13 protein-coding genes are annotated in these 12326 nt (G+C 67.8%); 9 read left to right on the top strand and 4 right to left on the bottom strand.

From position 1 onward, the window contains the following. The first annotated feature begins 121 nt into the window (after nucleotides 1-121). The 3 genes from NA12_RS02280 (at nucleotide 122) to NA12_RS02270 (ending at nucleotide 1970) form a co-directional block, all read left to right on the top strand. Complete coding sequence (locus NA12_RS02280; RefSeq protein ID WP_067445438.1) at nucleotides 122-454, top strand: VOC family protein; 333 nt, start codon at nucleotides 122-124, stop codon at nucleotides 452-454. An 82-nt stretch (nucleotides 455-536) separates the two neighbouring features. Continuing rightward, nucleotides 537-1112, top strand: a complete 576-nt coding sequence (locus NA12_RS02275; protein ID WP_067445436.1) for a TetR/AcrR family transcriptional regulator — start codon at nucleotides 537-539, stop codon at nucleotides 1110-1112. A 69-nt stretch (nucleotides 1113-1181) separates the two neighbouring features. Beyond that, the gene (locus tag NA12_RS02270) at nucleotides 1182-1970 is read left to right on the top strand and encodes an oxidoreductase (protein ID WP_067445434.1); all 789 of its coding nucleotides are present in this window, start codon (nucleotides 1182-1184) and stop codon (nucleotides 1968-1970) included. A 39-nt stretch (nucleotides 1971-2009) separates the two neighbouring features. Here the strand turns inward: NA12_RS02270 and NA12_RS02265 are convergent, their stop codons facing one another. The 3 genes from NA12_RS02265 to NA12_RS02255 are packed head-to-tail and all read right to left on the bottom strand — an operon-like array spanning nucleotide 2010 to nucleotide 5004. Next, entirely contained in the window at nucleotides 2010-4088 is a 2079-nt protein-coding gene (locus NA12_RS02265; RefSeq protein ID WP_243654877.1) for an MMPL family transporter, read from the bottom strand. Nucleotides 4089-4107: 19 nt separating this feature from the next. Beyond that, nucleotides 4108-4641: a WKL family lipoprotein gene (locus tag NA12_RS02260; protein ID WP_243654876.1), complete on the bottom strand. Its 534-nt coding sequence runs from the start codon at nucleotides 4639-4641 to the stop codon at nucleotides 4108-4110. A gap of 6 nt (nucleotides 4642-4647) precedes the next feature. Further along, a complete protein-coding gene (locus NA12_RS02255; protein WP_067445428.1) occupies nucleotides 4648-5004 on the bottom strand; it encodes a hypothetical protein in 357 nt (118 codons plus the stop codon). Nucleotides 5005-5162: 158 nt separating this feature from the next. Here NA12_RS02255 and NA12_RS02250 point away from each other — a divergent pair, with 158 nt between their 5' ends. The 3 genes from NA12_RS02250 to NA12_RS02240 are packed head-to-tail and all read left to right on the top strand — an operon-like array spanning nucleotide 5163 to nucleotide 7505. Next, nucleotides 5163-6167 carry a YncE family protein gene (locus NA12_RS02250; RefSeq protein ID WP_067445426.1) on the top strand — a complete coding sequence of 335 codons (1005 nt, stop codon included), beginning with the start codon at nucleotides 5163-5165 and terminating at the stop codon, nucleotides 6165-6167. After that, nucleotides 6167-6418 carry a DUF5703 family protein gene (locus NA12_RS02245; protein ID WP_067445424.1) on the top strand — a complete coding sequence of 84 codons (252 nt, stop codon included), beginning with the start codon at nucleotides 6167-6169 and terminating at the stop codon, nucleotides 6416-6418. Before NA12_RS02250 ends, NA12_RS02245 begins: the two co-directional genes overlap by 1 nt. 7 nt (nucleotides 6419-6425) lie before the next feature. Next, complete coding sequence (locus NA12_RS02240) at nucleotides 6426-7505, top strand: quinone-dependent dihydroorotate dehydrogenase (protein ID WP_067445422.1); 1080 nt, start codon at nucleotides 6426-6428, stop codon at nucleotides 7503-7505. Between the two features lie 4 nt (nucleotides 7506-7509). Here the strand turns inward: NA12_RS02240 and NA12_RS02235 are convergent, their stop codons facing one another. Continuing rightward, nucleotides 7510-7905 carry a hypothetical protein gene (locus NA12_RS02235; protein WP_067445420.1) on the bottom strand — a complete coding sequence of 132 codons (396 nt, stop codon included), beginning with the start codon at nucleotides 7903-7905 and terminating at the stop codon, nucleotides 7510-7512. 227 nt (nucleotides 7906-8132) lie between these two features. Here NA12_RS02235 and NA12_RS02230 point away from each other — a divergent pair, with 227 nt between their 5' ends. From NA12_RS02230 to NA12_RS02220, 3 genes are all read left to right on the top strand, one after another. Beyond that, complete coding sequence (locus NA12_RS02230) at nucleotides 8133-9608, top strand: PfkB family carbohydrate kinase (protein WP_084472432.1); 1476 nt, start codon at nucleotides 8133-8135, stop codon at nucleotides 9606-9608. A gap of 70 nt (nucleotides 9609-9678) precedes the next feature. Beyond that, nucleotides 9679-10365 carry a GTP cyclohydrolase II RibA gene (ribA, locus tag NA12_RS02225; protein ID WP_067447317.1) on the top strand — a complete coding sequence of 229 codons (687 nt, stop codon included), beginning with the start codon at nucleotides 9679-9681 and terminating at the stop codon, nucleotides 10363-10365. A 132-nt stretch (nucleotides 10366-10497) separates the two neighbouring features. Further along, the gene (locus NA12_RS02220; RefSeq protein WP_067445417.1) at nucleotides 10498-12321 is read left to right on the top strand and encodes an AMP-dependent synthetase/ligase; all 1824 of its coding nucleotides are present in this window, start codon (nucleotides 10498-10500) and stop codon (nucleotides 12319-12321) included. Nucleotides 12322-12326: the final 5 nt, after the last annotated feature.

Here is a 12326-nt window from a genome sequence, read left to right as displayed (position 1 = left end):
CCGGGCTGAGTAGGCTGGGCGCCGAGGTCATTCGTCCACCGCGGTCACCATCGCCCAGACGACGATCGGTCCCTTCGTCGCCCGCGACCGTGGCTCGCTCCTAATCGCAAGAGGAGATCCGATGAGCCCCACCATCGCCAGCGTCGTCATCCCCGTCACCGATCTGGCCGCGACGAAAGCCGTCTACACCACCCTCTACGGCGAACCCCACACCGACGAGCCGTACTACGTCGGCTGGGCGGTGGGCGATGTCCAGATCGGTTTGGACCCCAGTGGTGACGTGGCGGGTGGCCCGGTCGCCTACGCCGGAGTCGACGATGTCGACAAGGCCAGGGCCGCGGCGATCGCCGCGGGCGCGACCGAACGAACCGCCCCGCGCGAAGTCAGCCCCGGCTCGCGCATCTGCGTCCTGGAAGACACCGACGGCAACGCTTTCGGCATCATCGGTAAGTAGCGCATCGGGATCGCGGCATGTCCTGCCGCGGTCTTGCGCCCGAGTTATTGACCTACAGGTTCAGAACGTCTACCGTCGAGACATGGCCAGACCGCAGAACTTCGACACCGACACGGTCCTGGACCGTGCGATGGACCAGTTCTGGACCCACGGCTACGCCAACACCTCCCCCGCACAGCTCGCCGAGGCGACCGGTATCGGAAAGGGCAGCCTGTACAACACCTTCGGCAGCAAGCGTGCCCTGTTCGACATCGTCCTCGATCGATACGGCCGACTCGGCACAGGCCTGGCCGAGGACTACATGTCCCGACCCGGAACCACGCGTGAGTGTCTGCGCGAATACCTGCGCGCGGCAGTCGATCTCGACTTGGCCTCCCCGACCCGACGCGGGTGCCTCGCCGTCAACACCGCGGCAGAACTCGGCGGCCACGACGCGGCGGCCACGGCAACGTTGCGCGGCATCGAACAACGCATCGTCGCCGTGCTGGCCGCCCGTATCGACCAGGGCCGCCGCGACGGTGACGTCGACCGCGATGTGGACCCGAATTCGATTGCGGCCCTGTTGTTCACCACCAGCGCGGGCCTGCGCCTGATGGCGAAGACCAATGACGCCGCCCAGCTCTACCGCCTCATCGACGTGGTGCTGACCACACTGTGAAACCCCTTCTCCCGCAAACATTTTCCGCATGTCCTAGTTATTGACCTGCAGTTCAAGAAAGGTATGAGCATGGATCTCGAACTCACCGGAAAGACCGCCGTAGTCACCGGGGCCTCCCGCGGCATCGGTCTCGCCGTCGCCGAAGCACTCGCCGCCGAGGGTGTGCGCGTCGTCGGCGCCGCACGCACCATCACTCCCGAACTCGACAAAGTCGCGGCCGCGACCGTCGCCGCCGATCTGGGGACCGCGCAGGGCGTCACCACGGTCATCGACACCGCGTTGGAAGAACTCGGCGGCATCGACATCCTGGTCAACAATGTCGGCGGCGGCGACCCGGATCAACTGACCTTGGCCGGATTCCTCGACACCACCGACGACCAGTGGCACCACTTCCTCGATGTCAACCTGTTCAGCGCCATCCGGGCCACCCGCGCCGCGCTGCCGAGCCTGCTCGACCGCCGCGGCATCATCATCAACGTCTCGTCCATCAACGCGCACCTGCCCGCGGTGGGCCCCACCGGCTACAGCGAGGCGAAAGCCGCCCTCACCTCCCTCGGCAAACGCCTCAGCGAGGAGTTCGGCCCGCAGGGTGTACGGGTCAACACCGTTTCTCCCGGCCCCGTCGGCACCCGGATCTGGCGCGACGAGCACCGCATCGGCGCACAACTGGCCGCCGCCCAAGGAATCTCCCACGAGCAACTGCTAGAAGCGCTACCCGAACAGTTCGGCATCGCCTCGCGACGGATCTCCGAACCCGACGAGGTCGCGGCGCTGATCACGTTCCTCGCCTCGTCCAAGGCCGCCAACATCCTGGGCGCTGACGTCGTGATCGACGGCGGCGTCATCAAGACGGTGTGAATCGCTACGGCGCGGAGGCGATCAGCAGTTCGGAGCCGGCTACTTCCAGATGATCTTCAGCAAAGCCGGCGTGAGCACCATTCGGATGATCGTGGCGTCGATGATCAGCGCCACGATCATCCCGTAGGCGATGTATTTCATCAGCACCAGATCCGAGAACCCGAACGCGCCGGTCACCACGATCAGGATCGCGGCCGCCGAGGTGATCACCCCGCCGGTGTGGGCCACGCCGTAGCGAATGGACTCGGCGGCATCGGCGCCCGCGGCCCGTTTCTCGGCGATCCGGGACAGCAGGAATACCTCGTAGTCGGTGGACAGTCCGAAGATCACCGTCACGATCAACGCCACCACCGCGAACATCAGCGGTCCCGGGGTGAATTGGAACGCCCCCGATCCGTGCCCTTCCACGAAGATCCAGGTCAGCACGCCCAGGGTCGAGACCAGACTGAGCGCGCTCATCGCTACGGCTTTCACCGCCAGGACGACCGATCGGAATGCCACGATCATCAACGCCAGCGCCGCCGCGATCAAAATCGCCAACAGCAACGGAAGCCCGTTGATCAACCCGTTGATGCTGTCGCGTTCGAGTGCGGGGATACCGGCGACCATCACCTGCACGCCCGGCGGGGCGGGCAGCGAACGCAGCGCGTCGATCACGCGGTCGGCGTCGCGTTTGTCACCGAGCCCGGCGGAGAGCACGTTGACGTCGTCCTTGGTCGCCGCCGCGGGTTCGAACCGCCCGGTGAGCCCGGGCACCTGGTTGGCCTCGAATCGGATATCGCTCAACTGCTGTGGTGAGGCGCCGACCACGATCAGCTTCAACGGTTCGGTACGGAACCCGGGAAACAGGTGGTCGAAGTCTTCCTGGGCTACCCGCGCGGGATTGTCGGCGGCCAGATACTTCTCGCTGATCCCACCGAACTCGATGTGGCGCAACGGAATACTCAGCGCCAGCAGACCGAGCACGATCGGGATGACCACCGACCACGGCCGTCGCATCGCCCACTGCGCCAGCCGGGAGAAGAACCCGGCGTCAATCTGGGCTTCGGTCTTGCTGCGCGAGAAGCGTTTCCAGCCCAGCCAGTCGATCCGGTGTCCGGCGATGCTCAACGCGGCGGGCAGCGCGGTGACCGACAGCAGCGCCGCCAGCATCACCGCCGAAATGCCGCCGTAGGGCACCGAGCGCAGCACCCCGTTCGGGAAGATGAACAGCGCCCCGAGACTCAAGGCGATGATCGCCGCGGAGAACAGCACCGTGCGCCCCGCCGTGGCGACGGTCCGCGCGGTCGCGTCCTCGACCGAACGCCCGGCGGCCAGTTCCTCCCGGAATCGGGTCACTGTGAACAGTCCGTAGTCGATCGCCAACCCCAGCGCGACCAAGGTCATCACCGCGCTGGCGAACACATTGACCTCGATCTGGGCGGTGAGCACCCGCAAGATCCCGGAGGTGCCGAGGATGGTGAGTCCACCGATCAATACCGGCAGCAGGGCGCCGATCACCCCGCCGAACACGAAGTACAGCAGGATCGCCACGATCGGCAAGGCGATGATCTCGGCGCGCTTGATGTCGTGCTGCATCCCGATATTGATGCCCTCGACCACCGGCTGCAGCCCCGCCAGCTGCACCGTTGTCCCGCCGGGCCCGGCGCCGGGCACATCGGCGTGCAGGTGCGGTTTCAACGCGAGGTAGTTGTTCACCGTCGCGGTTCCGCCGCCGCCCGCCAGCCCGATGCTGGCGAACGCGTGCTGTTTGGTCGGGTCGGAGGCGTTCGCCGAGAACGGGCTGTCCCAGTAGCTGTCGATCTTGTGGATCTGCTCGCCGTGCTGTGCGCGCAGATCGGCCAGTGCCGCCGTCACCGGTCCGCGGACGGCGGGATCGTCGACGGTGGTGCCGGGTGGAGCGGTGTAGATGACGATCAGATCGCCGTCGGTATCGCGGCCGAAGGTGTCATCGGCGAGTTTGGACGCCGCCACCGACTGGCTCGACTCGTCGAACCAGCCCTCCTGGGTATAGCGGTCGGCGAGGTCACGACCGAACCACCCCGAGATCAGCACGCTCAGCACGAAGAAGCCGAGCACCAGGAACCGGTGGCGGTAGACGAACCTGCCCCACCGCATGGATCGAGATTCGCCCATCTCAGCCGCAGGCGGCGGTGCGGTAGTCGGCTGAGCGCAGGATGCCGCACAGGTCGGTGCGGGAGATCTTCCACTTACCGTCGAGCAGGACGAAATGCACGATGGTGGTGCGCACGTTCTTGCCCGAACCGTCCTTGTCCAGGCGCATGGTGGCGGTGAGCGTGCCGTCACGGTTGTCGAACACCGGGTCGACCACGCCGTACACCGCGTGCGGGTTGTCGCGCAGCGCCTTGTACATGTCGGGGATGGCGTCGGAGAACGCGGCACCGTCCTCGATCAGTTCGGTGCGTTCGACATCGGGTAGGGCCGGGTCGAGCGCGCGTTTGATCTGCGCGTCGAGCTCCGGGGCGGTCGGCAGTGGCACCTTGGCCTTGCTGACCGAGACCGCGACGGAGGAGGCGAGGGAGGCGTTGGCCGAAGACCGTGCGGCGTCGACCGAGGCCTCGTCGGTGGGTCCCCCGCACGCGGCGAGGGCGACGAGGGCCGTGAGGCAGGCGGTGGCCGCAGCGGCCCTGGCGAAAAGTGTGGAAGACATCACCATCTACATACCATCAATGACCGCGCTGATTCGTCCCAGGAGGGCCCGAACTGTGGAGATGTCACTGGTTGCGGGCGCCTGGACAGGGATGGCGGCGGGGAGCAGGTCGCGCACGAAGGCGCGGACGCTGCGTTCGTCACCGAGATCGATATCGGTCACCTGAGCTCGGGCCCTGGCCACCACGTCGTCGGATCCGGGGACCGCGTCACCCAGGTCGGCGCGATAGATCTGCACCGTGAGGGTGGCGCGGTGGGTACCGAAGGTGAAGGGGTGACCGTCGTCGGTGGTGCCGAAGCCGTGGGCGAACGGTCCGACGGTGATGTCATCGATGCCGAAACCCGCTGTTGTCCGGTCGGTCATCGCGGGGACTCCTGGGGCTCTCTGTGCTCGACGCGTCAACAGTAACGCGCGTCACCGACAGCTCCGACGCCAGATACCCGGTCGGAGCTACTGGTGAGTCATCATGGTCAGATGGTGATCACGGGAGTCACCTCGTGCGGATTGAAGGAGTTCGGTGCATGCGCCCTCGTGGCTCGGTCGCCTCTGCGTTGGTCGGCGCGGCGGTTGTGGTGCTACTGACCGGGTGCGGCGGTGAAGACGGTGCCGATGTCGCGACCAGAGTGCCCGCGACCGCGGCGGTCTCGCCCGCCGCCGCCGATCCCGCCGGGCGGGTTTTCCCCGCGCCCGCGGCCAAGGCGCTGCTCGCCGAACAGTCCACGGGTCTGCTCGCCTCCCTCGACACCGCAGGCACCACCCTGTCGCTGATCGACCCCGCCGCGCCGACCACCACGCGCGCGGTCACCCTCCCCGCCGTCGGCGCGTCGCTGGCCCAGGGCAAGCCGGGAGAGGTGCTCGTCGCCGCCCCCAACCGGGTTGTGCGGGTCGATGCCCGCACGGGCGCGCTCACCGAGACCGCGGTCGAGGGCGACGTGCACAGCGTGCACACTCGCACCGACGGCACCCTCGTCGTCGGCACCGCCGACGGCGCCCTGCGCGAACTGAACGCCGACGGCACCCTCACCCGCACGATCACCGGCCTCGTCTCGGCCGACGCGATCGCGGTGACCGGCGAGAACATCACTGTGCTCGATCGCAAGCAAACCGCCGTCGTCGCGGTGCGCGAGAAAGCGCTCGGCCTGATGTTGCGCGCCGGGGACGGCGCCACCAACGCCATCACCGACCCGCACGGGCGCATCATCGTGGCCGACACCGCGGGCGACGAACTGCTGGTCTACACGGCCGGTCCGCTCGTGTTGCGCCAGCGTTTCCCGGTATCATCATCGCCTTACGCGCTCGCCTACGACTCGCGGTCGGAGTTGGTGTGGGTGAGCGCCACGCTGAGCAACGAGGTCGTCGGCTATGACCTGTCGACCGGTATCGGTGTCGAGGTGGCCAGGCTCGCGACAGTGCGCCAGCCCGACGCGATCACCGTCGACGATCGCACCGGCGACCTGTTCGTCGCCTCGGCCGCGGGCGATGGCCTGCAGCGGATCGGCGTGGCAGAGCAGAAGAGAGGGCAGTGATGGCCACACCTCGCAGTGCGCGCTCGGCGATACCGCCGAGCTGGGAAACCAGCAACGACGACTACGAATACGTGCCGTTGCGGCTACCACCGGAGGTCAATCGCGTCACCGCCTCGATGCGACTGGCCATCCAGGCCGAATTCGGTGGCTGGGAGTTGTCCCGGGTCCGCGCTTACACCGACGGCAGTCGCCGTGTGCTGTTGCGCCGCCGCAAGAACGCCGTCCTGCCTGTGCCCGAACCCGGATTGTGAGCCGACCATGTACGCCCTCCTGCTACGCCTGCTATTCCTGATCCCGCCGGAGCGGGTGCATCACCTGGTGTTCGCTGCCTTGCGTGGCGCGAGCTGGTTCCCGCCGACGCGCTGGCTGGCCCGCAAGCTCACCGTGGTGGCGGACCCGATCCTGGCGACCACCGCGTTCGGTGTCGACTTCCCCGCGCCGCTGGGTCTCGCCGCCGGTTTCGACAAGAACGCCGACGGCGCGAATGTCTGGGGCACACTGGGTTTCGGTTTCGCCGAGATCGGGACCGTCACCGCGCACGCCCAGCCGGGCAATCCCGCGCCGCGCCTGTTCCGGCTGCCCGCCGACCATGCCCTGATCAACCGGATGGGTTTCAACAATCACGGCGCCGCCGCCGCGGCCGCCCGCCTGCACGGCGCGCACCCCACCGTCCCGATCGGCGCGAACATCGGCAAGACCAAGCTCACCGAACCCGAAGCCGCGGCCGGCGATTACGCGACCAGCGCCCGATTACTCGGCCCGCTCGCGGACTTCGTCGTTGTCAACGTGTCCTCGCCCAACACCCCTGGCCTGCGTGACCTGCAGGCCGTCGAGTCGCTGCGCCCGATCCTGCAGGCCGTGCTCGACAGCGTCTCGGTGCCGGTCCTGGTGAAGATCGCCCCCGACCTGTCCGACCACGACATCGACGCCGTCGCCGACCTCGCCGTCGAATTGGGTCTGGCGGGCATCGTCGCCACCAACACCACCATCCGCCGCGACGGTCTGGCCACCCCCGCCGCCGAGGTCGACGCCATGGGAGCGGGTGGTCTGTCCGGCGCCCCCGTGGCCGAACGCTCGCTGGAGGTCCTGCGCCGCCTCTACACCCGTGTCGGCGATCAGGTGGTCCTGATCTCGGTGGGCGGCATCGAAACCCCCGAGCAGGCCTGGGCCCGCATCCTCGCCGGCGCCACCCTGCTACAGGGCTACACCGGATTCATCTACGGTGGCCCCTTCTGGACCACCCGGATCCACCGCGGCATCGCCGCCAATCTGCGCGCGGGCGGCTACGCCTGCCTGGCCGACGCCATCGGCGCCGAGCATCGCGCCCACTCGGTCTGAGCTCTCAGCCGTAGTAGGCCTGGGGCGCCCGGCCGTCGTGCATCGATCGCGCCGGGCGTAGCCGGGACAGTTGCGTGGGCGGGTCGTGAAACGACTCCCCCGCCGCCGGGTCGTCGCCGTGCCCGCGAGCATCGATGCGCTTGGCGAGTTTGATCAGGGCCTGCTGCCAGATGATGCCGAGCAGGTCGGCGCGGGCGCTGATCTCGGCGTGCGCGAGCCGGTCGTGCACGGCGGCGAGGTCGCTGACGAGTTCGTCGAGCTCCATCCCCGCCCAGGCCTGCTCGCGGGTCAGGGTGTAGTCGGGCAACCAGCTCAATCGCCAGCCGCCGGTGTCGGTTCGGCGGGCGAATTCCGGCGTGCGGTCGCTGCGTAACGTGTCGTCGGTGCCATGAATAACCATCGCGGACCTGCCTTCCCCGGCGGGGCGCTGCGCCCTCCCCGAGCGTCTGGCGGGGCATCCACTCCCCGTAATCCAGTGTGGCATTTGCCAATTGCCTTGGTCAATTGCCATTGTTAGGAGGTAATTGCCAGATTTCGGGCGTGGCAAACCCGGCAATGTGGCGATCGCAGTGCGGCGTCCGCCCCGTTCGGGTGCGTGTCGACCTCGACAAGTGGACGGGAGGCAGCATGCCGATGGTTCCCCAGGACGCCCGCGTCGCCGCGATCCGCAGTATCCTGGCCAGGCTGGGCAAATACGCGGGCTTGAACGCGGAACGCTTGCGCCACACCGAGATCGACGCTGCGCCGCTGCTAGAGCTGCTGTCGGTACGCAGGCACGCGCGGCGCACCGGAGCCAGCGTCGAGTCCTCGATCCTGCCCGTGGTGCGTGAGGTCGCGCAGTGGCTGCCGCCGACGGACCGGCTGATCGTGGACGCGGCGCTCTCGCTCGGGCTGTTTCGGGACCGCTCCGGCGTGGGTGTCGATGTCGAACGCCTTTATGCAGACAACCTCGGGGAACGTCGAGAGGCATTGACCGAACAGTGGGTCGCGCTGCACACCCTGCTCGATGTCGACCCCGTTCCCGAGACACCGACTGTCAAACGGTTGCGCACCGTGTCCGAACACACCGCCTTCACCGCGCTCGCCGGGCTGCTCGCCACCGATTCCGGCTATCCGATGGCCGGACCCTCCGCCGCCGCGCCCACCACCGTGCCCCGGCACGGTCTCGTCACGGTCTTCGGTGACGCCGTCATCGACCACCTCTACCGGGTCGACACCTTCCCCGCCGCCGACAACGCGGCCAGCGGCACCTTCACCGGTCACCCGGGCGGCAAAGGGCTCAACCGGGCCGTCGCCGCGGCCCGCCTCGGCATCGGCGTGCACCTGGTCTGCGCGGTCGGTGGCGACGAATACGGCCGCCGCATCCTCGAATTCATCGACACCGAAGGTGTCCACCTCGATCTGGTCAAGGTCGTCCCGTTCGCGACCTCACTGGTCACCGCGGTGGTGATCACCCCCAACGGGGAGACCCGCATCATCGGCTGCCGTGACAGCCGCGTCCAACTTCAGGACGAAGACCTGCACCGCCCCGAACTGCGCGCTGCGCTGGAAGCCTCCGACGCGGTGATCCTGAGCTTCGAGCCACCGCCGTCGGTGATCGAACAGGTGCTGTCCGTGGTGTCGCAGATGCGGCCCAAACCACCGGTGATCGTGTGCCCGACACCGTCGATGCCGGTGCCACAGAGCCTGTATCAGTACCTGGGCGCGGTCGATTTCCTCGTGGGCGCCGCCGCCGATCTCCACGCGCTACTGCCCGACGTCGCCGCCGAATCCGCCGACGACATCGCCCGGTTACTGCGCGGTCTCGGGGTGGGCACGGTGTGCACGGTCGAGGACTTCCGGTGTGTCGTCGCCTCCGACACGGTCGAGGCCGTGATCGATCATTTTCCGCAGGTCCTCAAGGCCTCGGTCGGCGCCGCCGCAGCCTTCACCGGCGCGCTGGCCTATCGACTCGTACACTCCGGGACCCCGCTCACCGCAACCGATTTCGTGTGGGCGACCGCGGCGATGATTCCGACCCAGAATCTCGGGGCGGTGGCGGTGTCGATGCCCGGCGTGGCCGAGATCGACCGCATCGTGCGGCTGTACGCGCCCTCCGCCTGATCCAGAGGTAAAGTCGCGCAGTCGAAGCTTGCCCCTGTCCGGTATCGACCTGTCCACGCACGGAGGATCGTTGACCATTCTGTCGTTCGGCGGTGCCAGAACCGGGAGTACCGGTGCCGATACCGCACACCGGCTGGGTCGCCATGGCAAGCAACTCCCGATTCGGGTGATCGAGATCCCCGACCCGCGCGACGGCGGACACCTGCTCGTGTTCGGCGAGCCTCGCGACGGCTGTCTCGTGCGGGTGCACTCGCGATGCCTCTACGGCGAGGGCCTCGGTTCCGACGACTGTGACTGCGGCGGAGAGCTCACCGAGTCGATGGATCGCATCCAGGCCGAGGGCGCGGGCGTACTCGTCTATCTCGAACAGGAAGGTCGCGGGGCAGGCCTGATCTGGAAGGCTCGGGGCTACCGGGAGAGCGAACGGTCCGGCACCGATACCTTCGACAGCTACCGGCGCCTGGGCCTCGACGCCGACACACGCCGCTACGACCCCGCCGCGCACGCCGTGCGCGACCTCGCGCTCACCCGGGTCCGGCTGCTCACCAACAACCCCGACAAGTGCCGTGCGCTGACCGAGGCCGGGATCACCGTCGAACCCGTGGCCCTCACCATCACCTTGCACTCCTCGCGCGGCAGGCAATATCTGCAGGCCAAACGGCGCCACCGCCAGCACACCATCCCCGCCGATCCGCTTGCCGACGAGCCGCGATCGGACCGGGCGCGGTCGTGGTGGCGGCCACTGGGTCGCAGGTAACGCCCCTCATAATCCCGTATGTCCGGTTACGATAAGTGAGCCACGCCACTGCTGCTGCCTCTGTCTCGAGACAACGAGGCAGTTTCACTCGCATTGGTTCGGTATCCAGCTCGGCCTAGTGAGAACAGGGATATGACAGACATCGGTTTCGCGCACGCATCCGGGGTCACGGTGCACACCGTGCCCGCCGCCTTCCAGCAGACCGCCGCGTTGCGGCCCGACCAGATCGCCTTGCGCACGGTCGGCGGCACCCAAGAGATCACCTGGGCCGAGTATGCGACGAGGGTGCGCGCACTGGCCGCGGGGTTGGCGAAACTGGGGGTGCGTCACGGTGACACGGTCGCCCTCATGCTCACCAACCGACCCGAGTTCAACCTGATCGACACCGCCGCCCTGCACCTGGGCGCGGTCCCGTTCTCGGTGTACAACACCAGCTCCACCGAACAGATCGCGCACGTATTCGCCAACGCGGGCAACAAGGTGGTCATCACCGAGCAGGCGTTCCTCGACACCCTGCGTGCCTCGGGCGCCGAGGTCGAGCACACGGTCGTCGTCGACGGCACCGCCGAGGGTGCCATCACCATGGCCGAGCTCGAATCCGATCCCGCACCGGACTTCGATTTCGACGCGGCCTGGCAGGCGGTCGAATCCGGCGACCTGGCCACCCTGATCTACACCTCGGGCACCACCGGCCCGTCCAAGGGCGTCGAGCTCACCCAGAGCAATGTGATCGCGCAGGTCGCCGGTCTGATCTCGGGCCCGCTGCCGGTCGGTTTCGACGACCGCGCCGTGTCGTATCTGCCCGCCGCGCACGTCGCCGACCGCATCTCCGCGCACGCGATGAGCCTGCTCACCGGCATCCAGATCACCACCGTCACCGACCCGCGTGAGATCGCCGCCGCCCTGCCCGATGCCCGCCCCACCGTGTTCTTCGGGGTTCCCCGGGTGTGGCAGAAGATCAAGGCCGGCATCGAGAACAAGCTCGCCGTCGAGCCGAGCCCGGTCAAGAAGGCACTGGCCAACTGGGCGATCGGTGTCGGCATCGCGCAGGCGAAGGCGAACCTGGCCGGGCAGAGCTCGCTGGTTCTCGGCGTGCAGCACAAGATCGCGGACGCCCTCGTGCTGTCGAAACTGCGTGGGGCACTCGGGTTCGACGAGCTGAAGGTCGCCGCGTCCGGCGCCGCGCCGGTGCCCCCGGAGACCCTCGAGTACTTCCTCGGTCTCGGCTTCGCGGTCAGCGAGGTGTGGGGCATGTCGGAAACCACCGGCGTCGGCACCTACACCGAGATCGACAAGCCGCGCCCCGGCTCGGTCGGACGCCCCATGGACGGGGTGGAGTTGCGCCTCGATGCCGACGGCGAGGTCCTCATCCGTGGCCCGATCATCACCCCCGGCTACCGCAACATGCCCGACAAGACCGCCGAGGCGATCGATGACGCGGGCTGGCTGCACACCGGCGACGTCGGCACCCTCGACGCCGACGGCTACCTGCGCATCGTGGATCGCAAGAAGGAACTGATCATCAGCGAAGCGGGCAAGAACATCGCCCCCTCCAATATCGAGAACGCGATGAAGGCCGCCTCGTCGATGATCGGCCAAGCCGTCGCCATCGGTGAGGCCCGCCCCTACATCACCGCGCTGATCATGCTCGACCCCGATGTCGCGGCGTTGCGCGCCAAGGACTTCGGCGCCACCGACGCCACCCACGCGGAACTGGCCCGGCGCAAGGAGATCGTCGACGAAGTCAAAGAAGCGGTGCTCGCGGGCAACACCAAGCTCTCGCGGGTGGAGCAGATCAAGCGTTTCGTGATCGTGGAGAACCTGTGGGAGCCCGGCGGTGACGAGCTCACCCCGAAGATGTCGCTCAAGCGGACACCGATCTCGACCAAGTACGCCGAGACCATCTCCGAGCTCTACGCCGCGACCCCGCCCGACCATGTCATCAACGTGAAGTAGGTTGC

The sequence above is a fragment of the Nocardia alba NBRC 108234 genome (genome assembly GCF_001612665.1).
GTDB lineage: Bacteria > Actinomycetota > Actinomycetes > Mycobacteriales > Mycobacteriaceae > Nocardia > Nocardia alba.
The sequence above is the reverse complement of the archived record's forward strand: the minus strand, read 5'-3'. Positions and strand labels throughout refer to the sequence as shown.